This window comes from Marinilabiliales bacterium (assembly GCA_007695015.1).
Classification (GTDB): Bacteria; Bacteroidota; Bacteroidia; order Bacteroidales; family PUMT01; genus PXAP01.
The window spans coordinates 1-25138 of record REEN01000039.1 but is presented as its reverse complement, the minus strand read 5'-3'; the positions used below and the strand labels follow the sequence as shown (position 1 = coordinate 25138).

The 25138-nt window shown below is 50.4% G+C and carries 19 protein-coding genes; 6 read left to right on the top strand and 13 right to left on the bottom strand.

What is annotated here, in order from left to right; translation table 11 throughout:
- Positions 1-46: 46 nt before the first annotated feature.
- Complete coding sequence (locus tag EA408_03725; GenBank protein ID TVR73968.1) at positions 47-2479, top strand: transketolase; 2433 nt, start codon at positions 47-49, stop codon at positions 2477-2479.
- Positions 2480-2514: 35 nt separating this feature from the next.
- Here the strand turns inward: EA408_03725 and nhaC are convergent, their stop codons facing one another.
- Both nhaC and EA408_03715 read right to left on the bottom strand, forming a co-directional pair.
- Positions 2515-3990 (bottom strand): Na+/H+ antiporter NhaC, encoded by a 1476-nt coding sequence (gene nhaC, locus EA408_03720; GenBank protein TVR73950.1) that lies wholly within the window; start codon positions 3988-3990, stop codon positions 2515-2517.
- A 49-nt stretch (positions 3991-4039) separates the two neighbouring features.
- On the bottom strand, positions 4040-5782 hold the full coding sequence (locus EA408_03715; protein ID TVR73949.1) for a serine hydrolase: 1743 nt from the start codon (positions 5780-5782) through the stop codon (positions 4040-4042).
- 180 nt (positions 5783-5962) lie between these two features.
- Between EA408_03715 and EA408_03710 the strand changes: the two genes are divergently transcribed.
- Positions 5963-6499 (top strand): LytTR family transcriptional regulator, encoded by a 537-nt coding sequence (locus EA408_03710; GenBank protein TVR73948.1) that lies wholly within the window; start codon positions 5963-5965, stop codon positions 6497-6499.
- A 61-nt stretch (positions 6500-6560) separates the two neighbouring features.
- On the opposite strand, the gene EA408_03705 is transcribed toward EA408_03710, so the two are convergent.
- A complete protein-coding gene (locus tag EA408_03705) occupies positions 6561-6740 on the bottom strand; it encodes a hypothetical protein (protein TVR73947.1) in 180 nt (59 codons plus the stop codon).
- Between the two features lie 125 nt (positions 6741-6865).
- Here EA408_03705 and EA408_03700 point away from each other — a divergent pair, with 125 nt between their 5' ends.
- The gene (locus EA408_03700) at positions 6866-7183 is read left to right on the top strand and encodes a LytTR family transcriptional regulator (protein ID TVR73946.1); all 318 of its coding nucleotides are present in this window, start codon (positions 6866-6868) and stop codon (positions 7181-7183) included.
- Positions 7184-7297: 114 nt separating this feature from the next.
- Complete coding sequence (locus EA408_03695; protein TVR73945.1) at positions 7298-8413, top strand: hypothetical protein; 1116 nt, start codon at positions 7298-7300, stop codon at positions 8411-8413.
- 5 nt (positions 8414-8418) lie between these two features.
- Here EA408_03695 and EA408_03690 read toward each other — a convergent pair whose 3' ends face one another.
- From EA408_03690 to EA408_03665, 6 genes are all read right to left on the bottom strand, one after another.
- On the bottom strand, positions 8419-9261 hold the full coding sequence (locus EA408_03690) for an ion transporter (GenBank protein ID TVR73944.1): 843 nt from the start codon (positions 9259-9261) through the stop codon (positions 8419-8421).
- 137 nt (positions 9262-9398) lie between these two features.
- Entirely contained in the window at positions 9399-13826 is a 4428-nt protein-coding gene (gene treY / locus EA408_03685) for a malto-oligosyltrehalose synthase (protein ID TVR73943.1), read from the bottom strand.
- A 39-nt stretch (positions 13827-13865) separates the two neighbouring features.
- Complete coding sequence (gene treZ / locus EA408_03680; protein TVR73967.1) at positions 13866-15659, bottom strand: malto-oligosyltrehalose trehalohydrolase; 1794 nt, start codon at positions 15657-15659, stop codon at positions 13866-13868.
- Between the two features lie 108 nt (positions 15660-15767).
- The gene (glgX, locus tag EA408_03675) at positions 15768-17900 is read right to left on the bottom strand and encodes a glycogen debranching enzyme GlgX (GenBank protein TVR73942.1); all 2133 of its coding nucleotides are present in this window, start codon (positions 17898-17900) and stop codon (positions 15768-15770) included.
- An 11-nt stretch (positions 17901-17911) separates the two neighbouring features.
- Positions 17912-18208 carry a hypothetical protein gene (locus EA408_03670; GenBank protein TVR73941.1) on the bottom strand — a complete coding sequence of 99 codons (297 nt, stop codon included), beginning with the start codon at positions 18206-18208 and terminating at the stop codon, positions 17912-17914.
- A gap of 11 nt (positions 18209-18219) precedes the next feature.
- Complete coding sequence (locus tag EA408_03665) at positions 18220-18843, bottom strand: type 1 glutamine amidotransferase (GenBank protein TVR73966.1); 624 nt, start codon at positions 18841-18843, stop codon at positions 18220-18222.
- 488 nt (positions 18844-19331) lie between these two features.
- Here EA408_03665 and EA408_03660 point away from each other — a divergent pair, with 488 nt between their 5' ends.
- Together EA408_03660 and EA408_03655 are read left to right on the top strand one after the other, a co-directional pair.
- Positions 19332-20306: a hypothetical protein gene (locus EA408_03660; GenBank protein ID TVR73940.1), complete on the top strand. Its 975-nt coding sequence runs from the start codon at positions 19332-19334 to the stop codon at positions 20304-20306.
- A gap of 97 nt (positions 20307-20403) precedes the next feature.
- The gene (locus EA408_03655; GenBank protein ID TVR73939.1) at positions 20404-20910 is read left to right on the top strand and encodes a hypothetical protein; all 507 of its coding nucleotides are present in this window, start codon (positions 20404-20406) and stop codon (positions 20908-20910) included.
- A 33-nt stretch (positions 20911-20943) separates the two neighbouring features.
- Here EA408_03655 and EA408_03650 read toward each other — a convergent pair whose 3' ends face one another.
- From EA408_03650 to EA408_03635, 4 genes are read right to left on the bottom strand one after another with little or no spacing between them, the layout of a single operon-like run.
- Positions 20944-22302 (bottom strand): gfo/Idh/MocA family oxidoreductase, encoded by a 1359-nt coding sequence (locus EA408_03650; GenBank protein ID TVR73938.1) that lies wholly within the window; start codon positions 22300-22302, stop codon positions 20944-20946.
- Between the two features lie 20 nt (positions 22303-22322).
- The gene (locus EA408_03645) at positions 22323-23174 is read right to left on the bottom strand and encodes a hypothetical protein (protein TVR73937.1); all 852 of its coding nucleotides are present in this window, start codon (positions 23172-23174) and stop codon (positions 22323-22325) included.
- Between the two features lie 13 nt (positions 23175-23187).
- Positions 23188-24240: a peptidase S41 gene (locus EA408_03640; protein TVR73936.1), complete on the bottom strand. Its 1053-nt coding sequence runs from the start codon at positions 24238-24240 to the stop codon at positions 23188-23190.
- 14 nt (positions 24241-24254) lie between these two features.
- Positions 24255-25103 (bottom strand): hypothetical protein, encoded by an 849-nt coding sequence (locus EA408_03635; protein TVR73935.1) that lies wholly within the window; start codon positions 25101-25103, stop codon positions 24255-24257.
- Positions 25104-25138 lie beyond the last annotated feature (35 nt).

Here is a 25138-nt window from a genome sequence, read left to right as displayed (position 1 = left end):
TATTAAATTTGCAGGTAATGCACATAAAACCCGAAAATGACTGATGATGGAAAAACAGCCCGATGACCACAACGCCGGATTATCATTCGACGATTTCAGGAAAGAGGTGCTCGACGACTACGGCCTTGCCATACTTAGCCGTAATCTCAGCATTACAGGGCGCAAGGAGGTGCTGACCGGAAAGGCCAAGTTCGGCATTTTTGGCGACGGGAAGGAGATTGCCCAGATTGCATTTGCAAAGCAGTTCAGTGATGGTGACTGGCGGTCGGGTTATTACCGTGACCAGACCTTCATGATGGCAGCCGGGCTGTTTACTGCCAGGGAGTTCTTTTCGCAGCTTTACGGTGATACGGATCCGAAGCTTAATCCTTCGAATGCCGGCCGGTCATTCAATAATCATTTTGCCACCCGGAGCCTTAATGAGGATGGTACATGGCGGAACCTGATGAAGCAAAAGAACTCATCGGCCGATATATCGCCCACAGCCGGACAAATGCCCAGGCTGCTGGGCCTGGCGTATGCTTCAGTTCTTTTCAGAAACATAACTGACCTGCACCGTCTTACAAGTCTGACTAGCAAAGGCAGCGAGGTGGCATTCGGCACCATTGGTGATGCAAGCACTTCGGAAGGACATTTCTGGGAAACTATCAATGCTGCCGCCGTATTGCAGGTTCCCGTCGCCCTGGCCGTCTGGGATGACGGTTACGGCATATCGGTTCCCAGGGAGTACCAGACCGCCAGGGGGAGCATATCTGAGGCCCTGAAGGGGTTTGAACGTGCAGGGTCAGATAAGGGAATAGTGATCATGAAGGGCAGGGGCTGGGATTACCCTGAGCTGTGCCGGATCTTTGCCGAGGGGGTTGATATCTGCAGGCGTGAGCATGTGCCCGTTGTCTTCCATATTGATGAGATGACGCAACCGCTTGGCCATTCCACATCGGGTTCTCATGAAAGGTATAAATCTGCCGAAAGGCTTGAATGGGAAAAGAATTTCGATCCGATAAGAAAAATGCGGGAATGGATAGTGTCGTCAGAAATTGCAACAGAAGAGGAACTTGACGGTATTGATGCCAGAATGCAGGAGGAGGTTAGGGATGCAAAAAGGGATGCATGGAAGGAATATACCAGGCCGATGCTTGTTGAAAGGGATGCCCTGGTAAAGATCATTGACAACCGCAGTTGCCTGTGCAAACGGGAGAGCTACGACAAGCCGGGAACAATAACGGGTGAACTGAGAAAGATAATTGCTCCTATAAGGAAGGACAATATAAGTGCTGCCAGAAAGATTCTGCGTCATGTATGCGCCGATTGCGAGATCAGGGAAAAGTTGCAGGCTGACCTGACCAACTGGCTGAAGCGGAACGGTGAGGACAATGCCGAAAGGTACAACACACATCTCTATAATGAGTCGCAATTCTCAGCACTGAATGTTGAGGGTGTCCCTGCCGTTTTCAGTGAAGGCTCTCCGGAGCTCCCCGGGCGCGAAGTGCTGAGGGATTTCTGGGATGCCGCACTTGCAAAGGATCCCCGGATTTTTATTTTTGGTGAGGATACAGGGAATATAGGAGGAGTGAACCAGTCATATGAAGGATTGCAGAAAAAGTATGGCGGACTTCGTGTTGCCGACACGGGCATCAGGGAGACGACAATTCTCGGACAGGGCATTGGCATGGCACTCAGGGGACTAAGGCCTGTTGCTGAGATACAGTATCTTGATTACCTGCTTTATGCGTTGCAGACCTTCAGCGATGACCTCGCTACCACGCATTACCGGACAAGAGGGGGGCAAACGGCCCCGGTGATAGTTGTTACACGCGGTCACAGACTTGAAGGTATCTGGCATGCCGGATCGCCGGTAAGCATGATAATTAATTCGATAAGGGGCGTATATGTGTGCGTTCCCAGAAACATGACCCAGGCCACGGGTTTTTACAATACCCTGCTTAAAGGGGAAGACCCTGCAATTGTCATTGAACCCCTTAACGGATACCGGCTCAGGGAGAGAAGGCCTGACAATTTAGGCGAATTCAGCATTCCCCTGGGGGTGCCGGAGATCTTGTGTGATGGCGAAGATATTACCATAGTGACCTACGGCTCCTGCGTCAGGATTGCCCTTGAGGCGGCTGGCCAGCTCAGGGATTTTGATATTTCGGCAGAGCTTATAGATGTTCAGACATTGCTCCCGTTTGACAGGCCGGATTTGATACTCGAATCATTAAAGAAAACCGGCAGGATAATCTTTTTCGATGAGGACGTTCCCGGAGGCGGCACTGCATATATGATGCAGCAAATAATTGAAGAGAGGGGAGGCTTTTATTATCTTGATGCGGAACCGCAAACGCTATCGGGTAAAGATCACAGAACGGCTTACACAACTGACGGCGATTACTTTTCCAATCCCAATGCAGAGGACCTGTTTGAAATGGCCTATGCGATGATGCACAGGTCCGATCCGGTCAAATATCCCCGCTTGTTCTGACAATGCCGCAGCCGGCCCCGTGATCCAGGTCAGGACTAATCATCGTCCATCTCAATGTTCCTGCCGCTGCTTTCAGCGTCGATCCGCCTGATCTTTATATTGAAGGCAGCCATGAATATTGACATAAAGGGGCTGATTATATTGAAGAAAGCCCATGGCAGGTAAGCAAGGGTGGGGACACCGAGAACGGCCGATTGTGTGGCGCCGCAGGTGTTCCATGGTATAAGCACCGATGTTACCGTTCCCGAATCTTCCAGTGTACGGCTAAGGACCTCGGGTTTAAGCCCCCTGTCCCTGTACGTCTTTGCGAACATCCTTCCCGGCACCACTATCGAGATGTACTGGTCGGATGCCGTGACATTGAAGAACAGGCAGGTGCTGACGGTTGTGGCAACAAGGGATCCTGTGGATCTTGCAAACTGCATCAGGGTGTTGGTTATCTTTACGAGCATACCGGCCGCTTCCATAACGCCTCCGAATACCATGGCAGTCATTATCAGCCATATTGTATTGAGCATTCCTGCCATGCCTCCTGTGCTCAGGAGGTCGTTAACCTGCGGGTCGGGTGTGATTACCGCGATCCTCCCGAACATGCTTTTCATTACCGCAATATATGAGGCGTTCAGGTAGTTGCCGGTAACTCCCGAGATCTGCTCCACTACCTGTGGCTGAAAAATGACCGCAAAAACTGCACCCAGAAGCGTGCCGGCCAGAAGGGAGGGAAGGGGAGGGACCTTGTTTACTATTATCGTTACCAGAACAGCTGGTACGATGAACAAAAGCGGTGTAATGGTGAAGCTGCTCTCAATAGCTTCAAGGGTGGACCGGACACTGGCACCATCTCCATGGGGACTGAAAAAGAAGCCGATCACCATAAACAGTATCAGGGTGATGATAATTGAGGGCCCGGTTGTAAGGGTCATATAGCGGATGTGCGTGAAAAGATCGGTCCCTGCCATTGCCGGGGCAAGGTTGGTGGTATCGGACAGCGGCGACATCTTATCGCCGAAATATGCGCCTGATATAATGGCTCCGGCAACCATACCCTCATTGAACCCCATTGCATTACCTATACCGAGCAGGGCTATCCCTATGGTTGCAACAGTTGACCATGAACTGCCGGTTGCCACCGAAACAAGTGCAGATACCACTACACAGGCAAGCAGGAATATGGTGGGGTTTAATATCTGCAGTCCGTAATAGATCATTGCAGGAACAACACCGCTGAGAAGCCACGTTCCCGCCAGTGACCCTATGAGCAGGAGAATCAGCATAGAGGGCATTGCCGATCCGATACTCTGAACAATCTTTTTCCGTACATCATACCAGTCATGACCCAGGTAAACAGCTATGCCTCCGCCAATTGCAGCAGCAAGCAGGAGGGCTATCTGGTTTGCCCCTGAGAGGGTGTCATCACCAAAAAAATAGACGTTGAGTGTGAGGAAAAATATAAGGAAGATGACAGGGACAAGTGCCTGGATCAATGACGGGTCTCTTGTTGTTTTGCTCATCAGGTATAGCTGTATTCTCAGCCGCGGTTTATGCAGCGTAGTTCAAAGTTCATTGTTTGTATTGTAACTGGTTGCTCTGACGTTCATAGCTGACCGTGCGTGTATAACCGGACGGGAACAGTCCGACTTCAATCATGTCGGGCCTGAGGGTGAAAATAACATTCAGCCGGCTGGCCCTGCCTTCATGGTCAATGTCGAAGGTGACGAACTTTTCACGCATGGCCGGGTTGCGCCATGATGCCAGGAATGTGTCAAAGTGCCAGTGCTCCAGGGTGGCAACCATATCAGGATCTCCCCAGAAACACAATTCCAGGTTGCCGTCGTTGCTAATCCTCACTTCGAGATCGTCATATACCGGGTCGTGGTACATACCGGTGTAGGCTTCGGGCTTGAGCGAAGGGACTGTGCCGGTCACCCTTGCTTCTTCGATTTTTTTTCTGGCCTCGAAGAGAGTCTCTTTTTCGGCCATATACTGCTTATGGAACAACTCGTGCCAGTCATGGTCCCTTTCAATATCGAGAGCCCTATCCAGTATGTGGCTGACTATAGCCGGACGCAGCTGGCAAAAAAGATTCCCGGCAACAAAGATCCCCATATCCAGTGAGGGGGCCAGGACAATTATCGAGTTAATACCGTCGGTGGCACCTCCATGCTGGAATATCCGGTGGTCCTCATAGAAACCGCTGTTCCAGCCCAGGGCATAGGCAGTGAAATTGCTGTGCATGGGGTCTGCTGATGGAAAAGCATATTGCGGCTGAAAGATATCATTCATTACCTGCCTGCTCACAAGTCTCTCTCCTTTATATTCACCCTGGTCACCCAGGTTCAGCAGCATCCAGCTGGCCATATCCATGGCAGATGCATTGACCGATGCTGCAGGTCCCACATTGTCGAAGTTGCGCCAGGGTATCGTCTGAATGGTTCCGTTGATCTCCTGGTGGGGCCACGCGGCGTTGTCGTGTTCGCATATACTGGTTATTGACACAGATGCTGAATTCATGCCAAGCGGCTTAAAAAGCCTTTCGGGCAAAAACTGATCCCAGCTTATCCCTGCTGCGGCCTCAATTACAAGTCCCGCGACCATATACATCATATTGCTGTAGAGGTAACCTGACCGGAAAGGTATTTCAAAAGGCTGGTGCCTGACATGGTCAAGGATTGTTTTCCTGTCCCTGTTGGGCATAAACACCAGCCTGTTCCCAGTCATTCGCCCGATCCCGACACGGTGTGACAGCAGGTCCCTTACCGTTACAACATCTGAGGCCCAGGGATCTGACAGCTCAAACCAGGGCAGGTGATCCCTAACCCTGTCGTCCCAACTGACCTTGCCTTCGTCAACCAGCATACCCAGCGCAGTAACTGTCATCGCCTTTGTGGTCGATGCTACCCCGAATACTGTATGTTCATCAACCGGTGCGGTATCACCCAGCTTCCTTACACCAAATCCTTTGGCATAGATAATTTCACCGTCCTTTACCACCGAAACTGCAAGTCCGGGAATTCCCCAGTCCGCCATCCCCTTCTCGATAAATTCATCCAGCCCTTCCAGGCAAGTTGCATTTTGTGCATTTAGACTGATGTTTGTAATAACCAGGGTTATAGTTATCAGGACTGCGATGCAGGTCAGGTGCCGGAACCAATATGTTCCTGTCAGCGTATTATGTGTTATCATGACCAGGGATTTTTCCGGGGAATCATAATATGGTTTTGACTGCACCAAGATACATAATTTTTGTTTTGCCGGGGTACCTGACAAGTTCCAGATCCGGGCAATTCTTTGGGCCGTTTCCATTACCCTTAAAGAGCGGCAACCAGCCGGGAAACCCGCTCCATTTTCATGCAGGCCGGAAGATAATTTATCAACAGGGTTTAAACCGGTTAATAACAACTGTTGTCAAAGTTATGGTACAGATATACACATAGATATGCCCGGATATTAAACACTGTTGATAGTAACAGGCATAGTTATCAAGTGAAAACCGGTGTCACATTTCAGAAAAGGATGCACCTTATAACAGGAAGGTGTTGCTTAAATCAATCAGGCCCGTTGACCGGAATTATCTGCATGGCCGGTATATTATTAACTGTTTTGCAAAAACTACAGGTAATGAGAAAGAGATCAGCCAACCGTAACAGGCGGCAGCCATTCCGGAACCCTGGAGTACCCGGCCTGTGGCTGTTTGATTCTTCAGGTGCCGTAAGGATTGACCGGGATGAGATAATATACTGTTATCACAACAATGACGTAACAGAGATAGTCTATTCCGGTGGCCGCCATACCAGGGCGCAGGTACCGCTTAACAAGGTTGAGCAAAAACTGTGCAAAAGGGAGTTTTACCGCTGCCACCGGAACTACCTGGTGAACCTGAGAATTGCCGGGAGATGCCTTACGGCGGAAGATACCATCGATATTTCGGGAAGCGCCCGGATACCTGTCTCCAGAAGGCGCAAAGGGATGCTGATGGAAATACTTGACAGCAAGTCCTGCGATGGCGGCCTTTCGGCCTGAAGGAAAAATGCCTGCATGCTCCGGTTCCCTTGAGAAAGCAGAGCTGGTTGCAGAACATGTTCTATACAGGTAGCCCGGTAAAATGTTGCGGTTCACTATTGCCGGAAAGTGTTGCTGAAGGGATAATATTCTCATTACCGCTCAGGTGCATATACTGGCCCGTTAGGCCCTCAGTGGTCGTTATGTTACCAGCCGGGATAATCTTCTCTTTACCGCTCAGGTGCATATTCTGACCGTTCATCAATTTATTTGTGATTTAGTTCCGGTAATTGTGAATTTTCATTTAAATTTAATAGAGAAATGTTTTCCAGGAAATAAAATTGTAACAGGCCTGGCAGCGAACCTGGCATAAAAAGCTCATTCATTATGAATAATAACAGTGAGTGGTTTTTGCGCCCCGGTGTTCTTCGAAGCACCCTTTACTTCCAGAGTGATTGCGGTTATTCACTGATGATTATGGATAACCGTCACCAGGAGGTCATCTACCTCCCCCTGAAAAGTATCGAACAGTTGCTTCCGCCCGGGAGATTCAGAAGGGTGCACCGCAGTTACCTTGTCAATATGGAAGAGGTTGCGGCCTTCAGGTACTACAGGACCCAGCTTCTTGCGGTAATAAGGGATTACAGGATACCCGTTTCCCGGAGGTACGGCAGGGATCTTCTGTCCAGCCTCGATCAGCTTTGATCTGTTGTGGCTTGTCGGGCAGCAGCATGGTAAAGGAATTTATGACTATATTGCGTCTAACAAAAGGGGGGGCTCCCGCCCTGCTCCCTGTCGTAGTATATTAAATTAAAAACCATGATTATGTCAAAGAGGCACTTCTTTTTGCTTGTTCTTGTATTATTTATCCAGGTTATCGCAATCCCGGGAGCGGCTCTTTCCGCGGAAGCGGGAAACTCTCCTGGTAAATATGTTGTAATAATGCACCCGACAGTGGCCAATATCGGCACCTGGCAATACCTGACATCTGAGGGCATCCTGCCTGTTTGTTCTGAAACGCCTGTTCTGGGCGTCTACAGCGGCCAGGGCAATTATGACTATTCACTTACTGAACGGTATATCAGGGAGGAGGGACTCGGCCATGTCAGGCTGATGGAGATAGAGGCTCAGCTTGACCCTCAATTCCTGTTTGCAGAAAATGTGAACAGCGGGGTGTTCAGGAAGATATTTAACATGGCCGGGGGGATTGTGTTTTTCGGCGGGCCGGATATCCCGCCCGCCGTATACGGACATGAAATGAGCCTGCTTACGGTGGTTACCGACCCGCACAGGCATTACCTGGAACTCTCATTCCTTTTCCACCTTACCGGGGGATACCAGGATGAGGATTTTGTCCCGTTCCTGGAGGATGATCCCGGAATGCCTGTTCTGGGAATATGCCTGGGGATGCAGACAATGAACGTGGCTGCCGGCGGCACCATGATACAAGACATACCCTTTGATATATACGGCAGGACCACGGTCGAGCAGGTGCTTGCGATGGATGGTGACCTCCAGCACAGGAACTACTGGTCAGCCTACCGTACCGATCCTGATGTGGCGGCGCGCACATTCCACAGGATAAGAATTGAACCGGAGAGTCATATGGAAGCGGTGGCCGGCGGGAATGGCAACACCCCTTTTATCCTCAGCTCGCATCACCAGGCGCTCGATCTGATCGGCAAAGGTTACCGGGTTACCGCCTGGTGCATGGACAACAAGGTGGTTGAGGCGATCGAGCATTCCAGGTACCCCAATGTGATAGGTATCCAGTTTCATCCCGAGGTTACCAGCCTGTACGACAGGGAGAGCAGGATCACCTTCAGGCCGGGGGAGGAGGCAGAGCATTCATTCCTTGACCTGTATCCGGGAGATCTCGGAGAGGATTTCCACCGCAGCTTCTGGAGATATTTCGGTTCTTTGCTTGACAGGTGATCAGCCTATTCCATTCTTGCTCCACAAATCTTGCAGAAATTGGCCTCGGGCTCGTGGTTGGGCTCGTCACAATATTTGCAGACGGTTCTTTTCCTGTAGCGGTCGCCGAATGAGCGGGATATCTCGACGGAAACAATACCTGTAGGGATGGCTATTATGCTGTAACCCAGAAGCATGATGAACGTTGCGATGAACTTTCCCAGGTCAGTTACCGGTACAATGTCACCATAGCCTACGGTGGTCAGGGTGATCACAGCCCAGTAAATGCTCAGCGGTATACTGAAGAAACCATTGTCTCCATGCTCTACCACGTACATGATGCTTCCGAGCATTATCACCAGTATAAGGATAAACATCATGAATATCAACACCTTGCGAAAGCTGTTCCGGATGGCCAGCAGCAGCAGGTGCCCGGCACGCATAAACCTGTATAGCTTAAGGATACGGTAGATCCTCAGCAGCCTGATGCCCCGTATTACAATAAAGGGCTGTGCCTCGGGAAGGATGACTGCAATATATGTGGGTATTATGGCAAGAAGGTCGACAACGCCAAGGAAGCTGAAGATATACTTCTTCGGGTTGGCGGAACAGGATATTCGCAGGCCATATTCAATGGTAAAGGCAAGGGTGAAAAACCATTCTGCGGCATTCAGCTCCCGGCCGTATGCAGCCCTTAAATCTGCAATGCTCTCCATCATCACGACTACGATACTGAGCAGGATCATCCCGAGCAGTATCTCGTCAAACAGGCGTCCGTAGAAGGTTTCGGCCTCGAAAATGACCTCATGCATCTTCTTCTGCCATGGCTTCAGGTTTCTTCTACCTTTGGTATTGTTATCGGGGGCCATTTTTCACAATGTTTTTCTGCCAACAGCTTTAGATTTGCGAATGTATGAAAACTTTTTATATGTGCCGCAACTTTCAGCTCCCGACAAGTATATGGCGGCTGTCCCTGTCTGCTCAAAGATGCTGTCGGCCGCGTGTTTTATGTTTCCGCGAGGTCGTTCATGCCCCTGTTATATAAGACTGTAAGCCTGCTGACGGTATCCTCCAGATCGTTGCAGGGCGAGAGGTCCTTCAGTTTCCACTGCCAGTTGCCGCGGGCTGTTGCAGGGGTGTTTATCCGCGCCCGGCGTCCCAGTCCCATATAATCCTGGAACGGTACGATGGCGGTGGCAGCTGCAGAGGCATGGGCCATCCTGGTGAGCACGTGATGGACATCAGCGCCTTTCACTCTCCGGCCCGCATAATCTGCAAGCCTCGCTTTTCCTGCCTTGTCGAGCTCACTATCAAACCAGCCCCGGATGGTGTTGTTATCGTGCGTACCCGTATAGACCAGTGAATTAACCTTATGGTTATGGGGTGTATGGATACTGGATGCCATGTCGCGGCCGAAGCTGAACTGCAATACCTGCATGCCCGGCAGTCCGAACATGTCCCTCAGCTCATACACATCGCTGTCTATGTCTCCAAGGTCTTCCGCCACAAAGGGCATTGACGGGAACTTATCCTTTACAGCTTCCAGGAACCCGGCGCCGGGTCCCCTGGTCCATTTTCCACCTGCAGCCGTTCTGCTTCCAGCCGGCACCTCCCAGAAAGCCGAGAAAGCCCTGAAGTGGTCGAGGCGCAGCAGGTCGAACAGCTCAAGGTTCTTCGCAAGCCTGCTGAGCCACCATTCGTAGCCGGTATCCTTCAGCCGTTGCCAGTCATATACCGGCATGTTCCACAGTTGCCCGTTACTGTCGAAATAGTCGGGTGGCACTCCGGCCACGGTTTTCATTTTACCGCTTTCGCGGAGGTTGAAGAGCGGCCTGTTTGCCCACACGTCGGCGCTGTTGTAGCTTACGTAGAACGGGATGTCGCCGAAGATGCGGATACCCTTTGCGTTGGCATATTGTTTCAGGCTCATCCACTGGCGGTATGCTATGAACTGGCTGAACCTGACCGGCATGATCTTGTCTGCCAGCTCGTACCGAAGGGTCTTCATAGCTTTTTCATGACGGTCCCTCAGCGGGGCGGGCCACCTGTACCAGGGGTTGCCGCCCCTGTTAGCGCTGATAGCGGTGAACAGGCTGTAATCGTCGAGCCAGTAGGCCTCCTTGCGGCAAAATTCTTCAAACTGGATGTAAAGTTCACTTTCCGGTGTTTCCCTCGCATTTTCCCAGGCCTTTTCAAGAAGCGCGGCCCTGAATTCACCGGCTCTCTTGTGGTTGACCTTGTCACTTTTCCTGAAAGCTCCCGCTTCCAGGTCAGACTCCCTGATAAGTCCCCCGAAGTACAATTGCTCGGGGTCAATAAGCAGGGTGTTGAGCGCAAAGGCTGAGGGCGATGAGTAGGGTGACCAGGCCTGCATGGCCGTAACCGGCGAAAGTGGCAGGGTCTGCCAGTAAGTCTGCGATGCCCTGGAGAGAAAATCAACGAACCGGCGGGCCTCCCTGCCGAAGTCTCCTGTCCCGTATCTCCCCGGAAGGGAGGATATATGAAGCAGGATGCCTGCACTGCGCCCGGAAACGAGGGTGCTGCCGCTGAGTACCGCCACGGGAAGGTCGCTGAACAGCTCCTTTACAGGGATAAAGCCCTGCAGCCGGTCATCAGTGTTTTCCACGGTTTCGGTCTCCTGTCCGGTGAAACGGTTTTCCCACTTCACAGGCGCTCCTGCCGGAAGTATAATGCGGGTGTCTTTCCATGCGGATGGCCTGATATTGCCCTTCCCTTTCAATATTGGCTGCGCACCGGCGTGAATGGGGACTATGCAGAGCAGCCACCTGTTACCCCGTTTGCGGGCGAATGCCAATATCCTGTTGGCCAGCCTCCCGGCTGTTGCAAGCGGTATATAGTCGCCGGCGGTGAACAGGTCCGGGTCCTGCTTCCTGATATTCAGAAGTAGTGATGTGAGTAATAATTTTATCCGGCCGTCACCCGCCTTTGAAAGGAGTTTCGTTGTTGTCTTCTTTTTATCGCGGTGCCATGCACCGGTTATCCGGGTGAGCATTTCATCAAGCATTCCCAGGTCTGCAGGCCTCCTGTTGTCGGGATCAACGAGGCTGAGATCCCACAATTCGGTGCCACGGTAAATGTCGGGTATGCCGGGCGAACAGCATTTAAGTGATAGCTGTGACAGGGAATTTACAATTCCCGCGGCGGCCAGCTTCCCGTGGAAAGGCAGCAGGGTTTTAAAGAAAGTGCTGCCGGGTTTCAGCAGCGAACCGGCGAAGCTGCATACCGCCCTTTCGTACTGTTCGTCGGGCTCCTCCCATGAGCTGTTCTGTTTTGCCTCCCGCAGGGCCTTCATTATGTATTCGTCAATCCGTTTTTTATAATCATTATCGGGGTTTCCGTCAAACGGTAATGTGCCGGCGATGGTCTGGTATATGAAATACTCCTCGACGGCCGACGGAGCAGTAATCATTGCAGGCTCCTTACCGGAGTGGATCTCTTTTTCAGTCTGCTGCTTAATCATTTCGATCTTTCCCATACCCGGCCTTGCCATCGCTTTAGTGCTGCTGCCTTGAGCATCGGATGATCTTGCAGGGACCTCCTTTTTGAGCTTGCGGTTGTGTCTTTCCCATTTTGCAACCAGTTTTTTCCATTCTCTGTACAGATCACCCAGCGCGTTAAGCCTGGCCCGCACATCCTCACCACGTTTTGTGTCGTGGGTCGAGGTGCAGTTCATTGCAAGGGGGTTTTCTTCAAGCTTTTCCGACATTGCCTTGTGAAAATCTTCTGCCGCCATGCCCCTGTCATACAGGTGGTCGCCGACCTCGTTACCGGCAATAAAGCAGCTGTAACGGTACATGGCGGTGTCTTCCACCCCCTTGGCCGAGAGGGGACCGGTATACTGGTTGAGGCGCGTGAAGAACTCATTCAGGAGGCTGAAGTAACGTTCGCCGGCTTTTTCAGCCAGCATCATCTTTTCCAGTATATGTAACTCATTCTTAAGATGCCTGTTTCTTTTCAGGGCCATGCTGAAGATCTGTGCTGCCGGTTGCCGGATTTCCCGGGGCAGGGGATACTCTTCCGGGTACAGCCGGTAAACCGGGTACGCCAGCATGAATTCGCACAAGGCCTCTTTCATTGAACCGGGGGTGATATCCTTTCTGCCGTGCCAGTCTCCTACACCCATCTCTTTCGCACAGCCGGAAAGCTCTTCGAACATTTTGAAGATATTCCGGGTTTCTCCATTCATGTGAGTTTCCAGGATAAGCTTTTTGCATTCGTAAATAATGTCGCCCGGGTCTGCCTTTTCACCGGTGAATCTGCGGTAAAACTTTTTCATCCAGGTGTAGCCTCTCCTGTTTACCATGAGGTTGTTCACCAGGGCCAGGAAGTCGTACCCGCTGGTCCCCTCCACCTGCCATTTACCGGGAATCTTTTCACCCCGTTCCAGAATCTTTTCAACCACGATATACTTGTTACTGCCGGCTATTTCCCTCAGGGTGTGCAGGTATTGGGCGGGACCGGCAAGTCCGTCGACATGATCCACCCTCAACCCGTCAATAACTCCCCGTCCCGCCAGCTCACGGATAAGGGCGTGGTGTTTTTCCACCATCTCTCTATTGTCGCTCCGGAGGCAGATCAGGCCGTTGACTGTGAAGAACCTCCTGTAGTTGATGCGGTCAGAGGTCTCTTTCCAGTAACAGGGCTCGTAGTGCTGCTGATCAAGGAATGTGATTATTGAAGGGGGACTGCTGTTTATCTTCTTGAGTATCCTGGCGGCCCAGGCCTGCATTTCAGGATCGGACTCGCAAAAACCCGCGATCTCATCTTTGATGACCTCCCAATCTCCGTTAAGGAAATCTCTGTCGGCCTCCATTTCCTGCAGCCTGTACCTGTTCCATACAAGCTTCAGGCAGTCGGGTGCCTCTTTGAGGCCAGATGTGAGGAGTGACCGGAATGATTCGAAACTTGCGGGGTAGAGGTTGTCAAAGTATTTTACAGCGATACTCCCCCGGTGCAGGACCACCTGCAGTTCGAGTTTGTGGATCGCCCTGTCGGCTGTGCTTCCCAGGAATGGCAGCATTAATTTTTCTTTTCCTCCGGCCACTTCCGGTTCAACATCAAACATTCCGGCGTATTCAGAGGCAGGCCCCTTTTCAAGAAGGTCCCATATCCAGCGATTGTCAGGATGATAGGCCATGTGGTTGGGGACAATATCCTGGATCCAGCCCATGCCATTTTCTTTGAGCATAAGTGACAACCGCTGCAGCTCATCATCAGTACCTGTTTCAGGATTGACCGACAGCGGATCTGTGACGTCATATCCGTGGCTGCTGCCGGGTGTGGCCCTGAATACCGGGGAGGCATAAATGCTTTTTACGCCCAGCCTGACCAGGTATGCCAGATAATGCTCAAGGTCATCCAGGGTGAATGAACTGTTGAACTGTATCCTGTAGCTTGAGACCGGATTGTACATTGTATAGGTTTTTTTTGTTAAAGACGGCGGGGCAGTTTATTAATCCGACAATATCATTATTGACTGTGGTTCAATCATAAGTGAACCCTTTTCGTCGAGCAGCGAGGCGAACTCACTTACAGGTCCTCCCCACCTTTGGTGTGCCGAATAGAGCAAAATATTGCACGAACCTGAAGGACCCCCGGCTACCGGCAGATTGCCGGACTTCACAGAAAAGTTTATAAGCACTGTCAGCCCTGCACTCCTGATAACCACCATATCACCATTGGCAGCTTCGGCAGCCCTTACATGATCACGGCCTCCCGGTTTAAGGTCAGGGTGGGTCTTTTTCAGTTCAATCATCTTTTTGTAAAACGCCAGAAGTTTCTGTTTTTTATCATCACCGTCAATATCCCATGATAGCAGTGATCTTTTGAATGTTTGCGGGGACTGCGGATCGGGTGGTTCGCCCTTGCCAATAAAATCGGCAAACTCCCTTTTCCGTCCCTCCCTTACGGCCGTGATCAGATCCTTGTCGCCGTGGCTGGTAAAATAGAGAAAAGGGTTTTTCTCGCCGTACTCCTCGCCCATGAACAACATTGGTATGAACGGACTTACAAACATTACACCGGCTGCCAGCTTGAGGGATTCAAAACCGAGCAATGTGCCGGTCCTCTCACCCAGCATCCTGTTGCCCGCCTGGTCATGGTTCTGGGTAAAAACTACAAACCTGTCACCCGGTATTCCTTTTGCTGAACTGCCAAAGATCCTTTTGCGGTATTCCGAATACCGGCCGTCATAGACATATGCGTTGTTATATGCATCAACCAGGTGTGATGTTGTGCCGAAATCGGAATAATAGCCTTGCCGTTCACCGGTAAGCCTGGCATGGAGGGCGTGGTGAAACTCGTCGCACCACTGGCAGTCCAGGCCCATTCCGCCTTCCCCGGCGGAAGTGATATATCTTGAATCGTTAAGGTCGCACTCGCCTATAAGGAAGTGATTTCTGCCGGTTAACCGGTTCAGTCCGGCAACATGATCAGAAAGCTCGGCAAGGAAATGCCTGGCCCCGAAATCCCATATGGCGTGCACGGCATCAAGGCGCAGTCCGTCCACACCATAATCCCTCAGCCACATAAGAGCATTCTCTATGAAGTATCTCCGCACCCCGTGAGACCACCTGTCGTCAAAGTTGAGAGCGCTGCCCCAAGGGGTTGTGTATTTTCCGGTAAAATAGGGTCCTGCGGCCGGAAGATAATTTCCTTCGGGACCCAGGTGGTTGTAAACCACATCAAGTATTACTGCAATATCCTTTTTGTGGCACTCATTCACTAACCGGGCCAATTTTTCCGGCCCCCCGTAAGAGTTCTGTACTGCGAAGGGATACACTCCGTCATATCCCCAGTTACGGGTTCCCGGAAACTGTGCCACCGGCATCAGCTCTATGGCGTTTATGCCCAAAGCGGACAGGTAGTCCAGCTTTTTAATAATGCCTTCGAAGGAGCCTTCCGGGGTAAATGTCCCTGTATGCAACTCATAAATTACCAGTCCCCCAACCTCTCTACCCGGTCCGGCAGCAACAGACCGTGTTATCCGGGACAGGTCAACCACCTCCGATTGTGAATGCACCCCCTCGGGCTGATAAAGTGAAACCGGATCGGGTATTTTTGTTTTACCGTCAATCACAACCATGTACCTGTCGCCCGCCTCTATGCCGGCAAGCAGGCCTTCATGATAACCATGCTCCTTACTGTCAAGCTGGAACAGGCCCTTGTTCTCTACCTCAATGGCAGCTTTGGATGCTGCCGGCGACCAGAACAGGAAACTGGCGCCTCCTTCAGGCAGGAGGGTCATCCCAAGCTCTCTATTTTCCAGGGGGGCTTTAAGCATTATCTTGGGGTTTAAAATAACTGTGCCGTTGAGTAATCCTTAAAAGGCTGATCATTTCAATGTCATGGTGTTTTACTTCTTTTTGCACATCAGCAGCACCACCGAACGCCCGTCAAGATAAATCTCGTTTCCGGATCCATATTCCGGGCCTCCCTCCTCCGAAACAAAACAATCGTGCGTATCGATCACTTTTTGCCAGGAGTTTCCGTATTCCTCAGTGGGCAGCCTGAATATGACGGTGTCGTCATGAGCGTTGAACATCAGGTAAAAACTGTCATCCACTATCCTGTTCCCCCTCGGGTCGCGGCTTATGATCCCCTCGCCCGAAAGGAACACACCTATCGATTTGGCAAATGAGGTGTTCCAGTGCTCAAGGCTCATGGTATTGCCCTCCGGAAGGAACCATTCAATATCCTTAACCCTTGCACCGTTTACAGGTTCGCTCCTGAACCACCTGGTACGGCAGAAGACGGGATGTTCGAGCCTTAAACGTATTAGTCCGGACACAAACTTAACCATCTGCCCATCGGTTTGGTCCCAATCCACCCACGATATTTCGTTATCCTGGCAATAGGCATTATTGTTCCCTTTCTGGGTGCGCCACATTTCGTCGCCGGCAAGCAGCATGGGAATGCCCTGTGAGAGAAACAGGGTTGCCAGGAAGTTCCTTACCTGTTTTTTCCGGAGGCTGATGATCTTTTCATCACCGGTTTCACCTTCCACCCCGCAGTTCCACGAACGGTTATGGTCCTCGCCGTCTTTGCTCTCTTCCTTGTTGGCATCGTTGTGTTTGTTGTTGTATGATACCAGGTCCCGCAGTGTAAACCCGTCATGTGCGGTAATGAAGTTGATGCTGGCCACCGGCCTGCGCCAGTCATCGAAATAGAGGTCCGAGCTTCCCGTTATGCGGTTTGCAAATTCGGGTAGCATCTCATTCTCACCCCTCCAGAATTCGCGCATGCTGTCCCTGTACCTGCCGTTCCACTCCAGCCAGCCGGCAGGGAAGTTGCCAACCTGGTAACCGTTCTCGCCTATATCCCAGGGTTCAGCTATGAGCTTAACCTGCGACAGCACGGGATCCTGGTGAAGCACGTCAAAAAATGAACCCCACTTGTCCACGTCGCTGAACTCCCTGGCCAGCGCTGTTGCAAGATCAAACCTGAAACCGTCGACATGCATCTCGGTTACCCAGTATCGCAGGCTGTCCATGATAAGCCTCAGAATTGTAGGGTGAACGGTGTTGAGGGTATTTCCTGTTCCTGTATAGTCCATGTAGTGCCTGCGGTCATCCTCCATAAGCCTGTAGTATGACATATTGTCAATTCCGCGAAAGCTTATTGTGGGACCCAGGTGGTTGCCTTCTCCTGTATGATTGTACACCACATCTATGATCACTTCAATCCCTGCCTTGTGCAGTTCCCTGACCATATCCTTGAATTCGCTCACCTGCTCCTGTCCGCCGCCGCCGCTGGCGCTGTAGGCAGGATGGGGGGCGAAGAAATTGATGCTGTTGTATCCCCAGTAGTTGGTCAGGTTATTGTCAATCAGATGCCTGTCGTTGACAAACTGGTGAACCGGCATCAGCTCAACTGCATTTACGCCCAGTTTCTGCAGATAGGATATCGTTTCGGGGTGTGCAAGTCCGGCATACGTGCCCCGCAACTCTTCGGGTATGGCTTTATGAAGCCTGGTAAACCCCTTAACATGCAGCTCGTAAATAACTGTTTTATTCAGGGGTATCTTAAGCAGGGTGTCGCCTTCCCAGTCAAAATGGTCGTCAATCACAACGCATTTGGGCACGTAAGGGGCGCTGTCGGTCTTGCTGAATGACAGATCTCCCTTTTCATGCCCGATCTCATATCCGAACAGGGCGTTATTCCACTTACCTGTTCCGTTAAGTGCTTTGGCATAGGGGTCGATAAGAAGCTTGTTAGGGTTGAACCTCAGGCCTTTTTCCGGCTCATAGGGACCGTGCACCCTATAGCCGTACTGCTGGCCCGGTCTCAGTCCGGGTATATATACATGCCAGCTGTTATGGGTCCGCTCCACCACTTTAATGCGGTTTGTCTCAGCTCCGTCATTGTCGTACAGGCAAAGCTCAACTCCCCATGCGTTTTCGGCAAACAGTGCGAAGTTGACACCTTTGCCGTCGTACCTGGCACCCAAAGGATAGGGCCTTCCTGGCCAGGTTTCCGTTTTATCCATATGTCATAATTTTATGTAAAATTAAGCGAAATAAAAATAAAAAACCGGAAGCCCCCTTTTAAGAGGTTCCGGTTTATAGTTTTGTTAGTGCGGTACTCCTGGTTCCGGTGTGCCCTGACGGGCATCGGGCCTGCCAGACGGGACCCGGACCTGCCCGGGGCGATTTGGGTCTGCCAGACAGGACTACGGTCTGCCAGACGGGACCCGGACCTGCCCGGGGCGATTTGGGTCTGCCAGACAGGACTACGGTCAGCCGGACAGGACCCGGGCCTGCCCGGGGCGATTTGGGTCTGCCGGTCAGGATGCAAACAGACTTGTCTTACATTCCCGGATAGGGCGGAATTGCCCGTGGCACGGTCGGATCAAAAGATTCGTTTATTGCTTCTGCTATTGCCTGGCTGAAAACTGCCAGATCAGGCGGGGTTCGCGAGGTGATCAGGTGACCGTCAATCACAAGGGCCTCGTCAACATAGGTTGCACCTGCTCCCTCGATCTCATCCTGGATCCCGCCAACCGCGGTACAGGTGAGTCCGTCAAGCACTCCGGCGGTGACAAGGACCTGGGGCCCATGGCATATTGCTGCCACTGGCCTGCCGGTTTCGAAGAATTCCCTGGCAAACTCAACAACTTCAGGGATCTCTCTGAGGACAGATGGTGCTGTTCCTCCGGGTAGTACAAGTGCATCGAACTGGTCGACAGAAACATCTGCAACAGCTCTTTCAATGCCGATGGTAAAGTCACTGTTATAAGCCTTTACCACACCTGTTTCCGGTCCGATAACCGTAATATCCATCCCCTGGTTAGTCAGGTAGCCAATAGGCATGTAAGCTTCACCGTCATGAAAGCCTTCGGCCACCAGAACTGCAACATTGGGCCTCGGCAGAGGCTCCGTTACCTCAGCGATCTCTTCTACTGTTCCGGGACAACCGGTAAGCAGAAGCATTATTCCCAGAAAGGGAAAGAATTTCATCATCATTTTCTTCATAATACTCCGGTTTTAGGGTTAATATTAGATTGTGATGCGACTTTTTATAATTTACTGGTGGATATTGCCATTTATAAGGGTAAATAATTGTGCCAAAAAATAAGACTTGTAACTTCTATATGATAACGCATGTACTTAAAAGGTTATTGTACAGTCTTATAGGAGTCTTGTATAAATATTTGGCACCTGGCATTGAAGCCGCAACTATTATGTATATGCGGGATTGTAATCTGAATTGTGGAATAATTCCACAGCCTGGCTGAATTTTTCCTTTCGCTGATCAGATCCCGATGCAGCTTCCATGGGCAGTTATTAATGAAGACAATTACATAATTTTAGAATAACTTTGTGTGGACTGGTAATTTTAAAAATAATCATATGAGCGAGCAAGTATTTATAACTTCAGGCACGAGCAAAGGCCACTGGTTCAGAAAGGAGGGCGAAGGATGACTGTATTCAGAAGGCTAAGGTCTCTCTTCAATCCTGAAATTTACCAGGGGTGGGGAAGGAACCGGTCATATTTTGAAGGCTGGTATTTCAAGGTGTTGAGCTCTGATGAGAAAAGCGCCTTTGCAATTATTCCCGGGGTGGCAATGGATAAAGACGGAAACCGTCATGCATTTGTCCAGGTCCTTGATGGATTCAGAAAAAAAGCAGATTATCACAGGTTTGATTTCTCTGAGTTTATCCCATCCTCAGAAAATTTCAGTGTAGTTATCGGCAGCAATCATTTCTCGGCGGGATCTGCATCACTCGACTTGCCGGGACTAAGGGGGGAGCTTAACTTTTCAGGAAATGTTCCCTGGCCCAAACCATGGTATTCGCCGGGTATTATGGGCCCATATACATTTGCACCCTTCATGCAGTGTTATCATGGGATTGTAAGCATGGATCACTCAATTGATGGCGTGCTTGAATACTCCGGAAAAAAGATTGATTTTACAGGTGGCAGGGGATATATTGAGAAGGATTGGGGCAGCTCTTTCCCTGAAGGCTATATATGGATTCAGTCCAATCACTTTTCTGAACCCGGGGTTTCCCTAAAAACCTCAATTGCCAAGATACCCTGGCTGAGCGGTTCTTTCACAGGGTTTATATCCGGCGTATGGCTGCATGACAGGCTTATAAGGTTTACAACATACAACGGCTCATCATTAAAAAAAGTAGCTGTTGAAGAAGGTATGGTGGAAATTGTTTTGCAGAACAAAACTTACCTGCTGGAGATGGTTGTTTTTCGCGATACAGCAACAGCTCTTGCATCACCTTTAAGCGGCCATATGGACGGCAGGATTGAAGAAAGCATGTCGTCAGAAATGGACGTTTCCCTGACGGAGAGGAAATCGGGGAAGGTGATCTTTTCTGGAAAGGGCCGGAACGTGGCTGTCGAGGTTGCAGGAAATGTTGGGGAGATCCTGTTATGATACTGCAGGATTAAACATTACGCGCCATTTTTTTGTGCCATATGGTAGAAATCAGATCAGGCTTTAACCGGGGTACGGGTTTTAATATTAACTGAAAATGAAGACGGAGACTATTCTCAGGAAGTATGCGCGCCCTTACATCCTGACATTGCTGTTTGCAATTGTGTTGATCGTAAATTTCCTGCTTTTCCCGCTCCTGATGCCGGCGGGGCAGGGGGTGAAGCCCCTTGATGTTATGTTTGCCTACAGTCCAGCCGAAGCTTATGAGATGATAGCTTCCTACAGTGAACAGACCAGGCAAAACTATATCAGGGGACTGCTGCTGATCGATTTTGCCTATCCGGTAATATATTCTCTGCTGCTTGGCTTTGGAATTTATCTGTTGTGGCGCAATCCCCGCCTTTCACTGCAGCCTTTATTGATAATAGCTGCAGACTATCTGGAAAATACAGGTATTCTTATGATGCTTTCAGCATGGCCTGAATGGAATAGCGGACTGGCAATTGCAACAAGCATCTTCACCACGCTAAAGTGGTCAATGGTTGCATTTGCAGTTATCCTCATACTGAGCGGATTGGTGCGGAGATACATTATCCGCACCTAACCTATGTTAATCAGGCACCTGAATCCACCGGTATTATAGTTCCCATCCCTCCCTGTATTCATAGTGCAGGAACCGGTCAGCTTCCGGCAGATTGGTAAAACGCATGTTTACCGGGTCGAACTCCAGTGGGCGGTAGCTGAGTGTTTCCCTCAACTCGGGCCTGAGCGCTATGTTGCCAAGCAACACGGTTTCGGTAAGGGGCCCCGCCCAATCAAAATTCGAACCAGCAGGCGCCCCGCCCTTACAGGCATCTGTCCACTCCTTGTGGTGGCCAGGGGATGAGGGGATCCATGGCTCAGGCCTATTATAAGACTCATCCAGTGATTCCGGTAAAATACGGTTTCCAAGGATCAAACCCTGATCGCCGACGTAGAGGACTCCGCCTGCACCCATCTGTATGCCCGGATCAATCCCGGGGATACGGGGAGGCCTGATTCCCCCGTCATACCAGGTCAGCCTCAGGGCAGGCATTTGTTCCCGTCCGGGAAAGTCGTAGGTGACTATTGACCCGAGCGGAAAAGTTTCATCATTCACCAGTGTTGAAACAGCCTGTACAGAGGTTGGGTATCTCAGCCTCAGTGCCCGGAAAACGGGGTCAAATGAGTGGCAACCTATGTCGCCAAGTGCACCTGTCCCGAAGTCCCACCAGCCTCTCCAGCGGAACGGGTGATAAGCCCGGTGGTAAGGACGCATGGGCGCCGGCCCTACGAACAGGTCCCAGTCAAGGCTTGCCGGCTCCGGGGGAGTCTCGTATGGGCGTGATACACCCTGTGGCCAGTAGGTGTCGGATAGTCCCCTGTTCGGGCGGTCGGTCCATACATGAACCTCACGAATATCGCCTATGACACCATCGCTTATCATTTCACGAAGTCTTCTCGGCCAGTCGCCTGCCTGTCCCTGGTTGCCCATCTGTGTGGCGACATTGTGCTTTCTTGCTGCTTCTGTCAGCATCCTTGCTTCGTATATTGTTTTTGTCAGGGGTTTTTCCGTGTAGACATGCTTGCCTCGTTTTATTGCTTCCATGGTTGCCACTGCGTGAGTGTGGTCGGGAGTTGCCACAATAACCGCATCAATCTCTTTCATTTCGTCCAGCATGACCCGGTAATCCCTGTAACGCCTTGCTCCGGGGTATGTCTCAAAAACCCTTATTGTTGCCTCGTTCCAGTCCACGTCACAAAGCGCAACAATATTTTCTGATCCGGCCACATGGCTCAGCACACTCCTTCCCATCCCGCCTATTCCGATAGCGGCAATATTGAGTTTGTCGGAAGGTGCAGTATGGCCAAGTCCTGATACTACATGTGAAGGGACAAAGGTCAGTCCCGCTATGGCAGCAGATGTTTTCCCGATAAAGCTTCTCCTGCTGATTGTTTTTGTTTGTTTTGGCTTCATTTTCGTTTGGTTTTTAATATTTATAAATCCGGACTGCCGGCTCTCTCCAGAAAAGCAGTTACATATTCCCAGAATGCAGGGTTTGCCGATATAGTGTTGTGATTGGTATTCCGGATAACATGATAGGATTTTGCACCCTGCCATGCTTCATAAAGCATTTTTGAGTGTCTTGCCGGCACAATATTGTCGTTTGATGCAACAAGCGTCAGCATCGGATTATAAGCCTCCTGTGCAAAGGGAAGTACATGAAATTTTTGCCGCATGAGTATTCTTACGGGTATGAAAGGGAAGTTCTCCCTTGCAATATTGGCCATGCTGCCAAAAGGTGAGACAAGAACTGTTTTTGACACATCACGCCTAGCAGAAAGGTGAACCGCCATTGCTGTTCCCAGGCTCCTGCCCATGACCGCTATGTTATTTCTGTCAATGTCATCCCGGTTTGAGAAAACATCGTAAAGAAGCAGGGCATCACCAAGCAGGGCAGTTTCTCCCGGCCTCCCGGTGCTCTTGCCATAACCCCTGTAATTCATCAGAAGCACCGACCATCCCTTGAGTCCGCCAGCCTCTTCGATCATCCATGATACTTCTTCGGCGTTTCCGCCAAAGTATATTAGCAAAGGTGACGGACCATTGCCGTCGCTTTTTACCAGCCAGCCATGCAGATCCTTTCCATCATGGGTTTTAAGCCCCACCTCTTCAACTTGTTTGTAATTCTGTTCAATATACTGTTGACGGCCGGCATTGAGCGGCTGCCTGAAGAAGATGAGGCTCTCCTGGAAAAAGTAGAGTAAAGCAGCTATTATGAGGTAAACTGTGATAACCAGAAGAAAGATCCTCCTTAAGATAACGGCAGCTTCCAAAAGGTTATCCATTTTTTTGTGTTTTTCAGGTTCTCCCGTTAAGCAGGCTGACAGCTCTTTCAATTACGTCATCCTTTCCTTCGGATATGGAATCTTCGGTCATGTCAACCTTTATGTGCGGAGCCACACCCGATTCGATACTTATATTTCCAGGGCCGTAGAACCTGGAGCTTGAAACTCTCAGGAGCCAGCCGTTTGGAAGATCGTGAAAGGCAGGCATGCCGCCGCCCCCGCCTGTAGTATCGCCAATAACCGTAACATTTGGCAGTGCCTTCATATACTGTGTAAAATAGGTAGTTGCGCTGTAACTCCGGCGGTTGGTCAGCACAACTACATTGCCCGTGTACCTTTCTCCTTCATGTGGCTCTATATAGATTTCCTGTTTCCTGAAATCCTCATGGCCGGGCCCGGTCTTTACATGGTTGTATCCGACAAGCCTCTTTTCATCAGTAAACCTGGAAACCAGCTTCCTGGCATTCTCGATACTTCCCCCACCGTTATTTCTCACATCAATGATAAGTCCTTTTTTGTTTTTAAGGTTAGCCAGGATTATGTCAATGCTGTTATCACTTATTCCGCTGGCAAAGCTTGGATAATACATATATACCACATCACCTATGGGAACGAAATGAAACGGACCGATATATCTCTGCCTGCCCCTGAAATAGTTTCTCTCAATCAGGTCATAGCTGAAATTTTCGGGACTGTCGAGATACCACTCCCAGTAACGTGACCTGTCAAATGAGCTAACCAGGTTAACATGGCCGTCTTTCAGTTCATAAAGCATTGCTGCACAGAGATCGAAAAGCTCTACCGGTCCCATGTCATCGCGCACTCGCGGCCGGTAACTGCTGTATATGCTTCTCCAGTCCACTCCCTTGTATTCAAAGAAGGAGTAGTGCCTGTCAGTAAAGGTCCATATCTCTTCAAATACCGATACAGGATCGTCCCCTGCATCAGGTCTGATAAGGATCTTTTCACATGATGCCATCAGCAGCGTTACCAGCAGGCTGGTGATCCCGATGCTCATTGTGATTTGCCGCTGTTTTGGCACTTTTTCCGGTTTTATATCCATCATTGGTAAATTCTCCGCTACTGCCTGACCATGAAATACAACTCCAGGACAAGCTGGTGCAATGCGTTATTTGTGTTAAGGTTATGTTTTCCCTTCATAGTGTAATAGTCCCATAGATATCCAACCCTGAACCAGTTGGGATTGGATTCTCCCCCGAATTTTTCCCTGATGAAAACCCCTGTTGTTACATTCACATAATTGTATGGCAGAAGGACCTGCTGTTCAAACCCCTGTGTTTTAACTCCGCCGTCTTCTCCCAGTTCAAAGCTTACCCCGTATTCCGGTATCCTGACGGTATATCCCAGGAGACTTGCTGCAGCCGAAAGCTCAATATTCCAGTCCCGCCATAAGAACCGGCTGTGGGTATGAAACCCGGCCTGGGGCCTGATCTCACCAACCAAATCTGCATAGAGGTATGAATTACCCAGCCTTCCGGCAAGCCTGAAATTGCCGAACACATTAACCTGCCCCCCGATATAGATGTTATAGCTTTCTGGCGTATATATTTTCCGGAGGTGCATATATCTTATTCCGGCAGCAGGATTTTCTACCACAGTGCCTTTATGAGAGGGTGTTGAGTAGTTATACCTTAATCTGGCAAAACTCCACTCGGCAATATACCGCGGCCTGTGAGCCCGTCGCGCAAAATTCAGTATTGCACCGGGTCCCTGGTAATGCAGGTTTGACATCCTGTCATCGGTCAGCAATCCCCATGAGAAGCCCTGGTCAATATTATAATAGATTGCATCTCTTACTCTCCTGCTCTCTTCAGGTTCATTTGCCTGGGATACTCCCTTCCGGGGGAAGATAACGGCCGACAGCAGGATAATAAAGATTATATTTAATGACAGATAAGGCGTTCTCATAGAGTTACTCGATTATTTCCGGGGAAGAACCGGTT

What these genes read in the sequence shown, in the direction of transcription:
- EA408_03725 (TVR73968.1), top strand. Translation starts at nt 47, where the DNA reads ATGGAAAAACAGCCCGATGACCACAACGCCGGATTATCATTCGACGAT.
- nhaC (TVR73950.1), bottom strand. Translation starts at nt 3,990, where the DNA reads ATGAGCAAAACAACAAGAGACCCGTCATTGATCCAGGCACTTGTCCCT.
- EA408_03715 (TVR73949.1), bottom strand. Translation starts at nt 5,782, where the DNA reads ATGGAAACGGCCCAAAGAATTGCCCGGATCTGGAACTTGTCAGGTACC.
- EA408_03705 (TVR73947.1), bottom strand. Translation starts at nt 6,740, where the DNA reads ATGAACGGTCAGAATATGCACCTGAGCGGTAAAGAGAAGATTATCCCG.
- EA408_03700 (TVR73946.1), top strand. Translation starts at nt 6,866, where the DNA reads ATGAATAATAACAGTGAGTGGTTTTTGCGCCCCGGTGTTCTTCGAAGC.
- EA408_03695 (TVR73945.1), top strand. Translation starts at nt 7,298, where the DNA reads ATGATTATGTCAAAGAGGCACTTCTTTTTGCTTGTTCTTGTATTATTT.
- EA408_03690 (TVR73944.1), bottom strand. Translation starts at nt 9,261, where the DNA reads ATGGCCCCCGATAACAATACCAAAGGTAGAAGAAACCTGAAGCCATGG.
- treY (TVR73943.1), bottom strand. Translation starts at nt 13,826, where the DNA reads ATGTACAATCCGGTCTCAAGCTACAGGATACAGTTCAACAGTTCATTC.
- treZ (TVR73967.1), bottom strand. Translation starts at nt 15,659, where the DNA reads ATGACCCTCCTGCCTGAAGGAGGCGCCAGTTTCCTGTTCTGGTCGCCG.
- glgX (TVR73942.1), bottom strand. Translation starts at nt 17,900, where the DNA reads ATGGATAAAACGGAAACCTGGCCAGGAAGGCCCTATCCTTTGGGTGCC.
- EA408_03665 (TVR73966.1), bottom strand. Translation starts at nt 18,843, where the DNA reads ATGCTTCTGCTTACCGGTTGTCCCGGAACAGTAGAAGAGATCGCTGAG.
- EA408_03660 (TVR73940.1), top strand. Translation starts at nt 19,332, where the DNA reads ATGACTGTATTCAGAAGGCTAAGGTCTCTCTTCAATCCTGAAATTTAC.
- EA408_03655 (TVR73939.1), top strand. Translation starts at nt 20,404, where the DNA reads ATGAAGACGGAGACTATTCTCAGGAAGTATGCGCGCCCTTACATCCTG.
- EA408_03650 (TVR73938.1), bottom strand. Translation starts at nt 22,302, where the DNA reads ATGAAGCCAAAACAAACAAAAACAATCAGCAGGAGAAGCTTTATCGGG.
- EA408_03645 (TVR73937.1), bottom strand. Translation starts at nt 23,174, where the DNA reads ATGGATAACCTTTTGGAAGCTGCCGTTATCTTAAGGAGGATCTTTCTT.
- EA408_03640 (TVR73936.1), bottom strand. Translation starts at nt 24,240, where the DNA reads ATGATGGATATAAAACCGGAAAAAGTGCCAAAACAGCGGCAAATCACA.
- EA408_03635 (TVR73935.1), bottom strand. Translation starts at nt 25,103, where the DNA reads ATGAGAACGCCTTATCTGTCATTAAATATAATCTTTATTATCCTGCTG.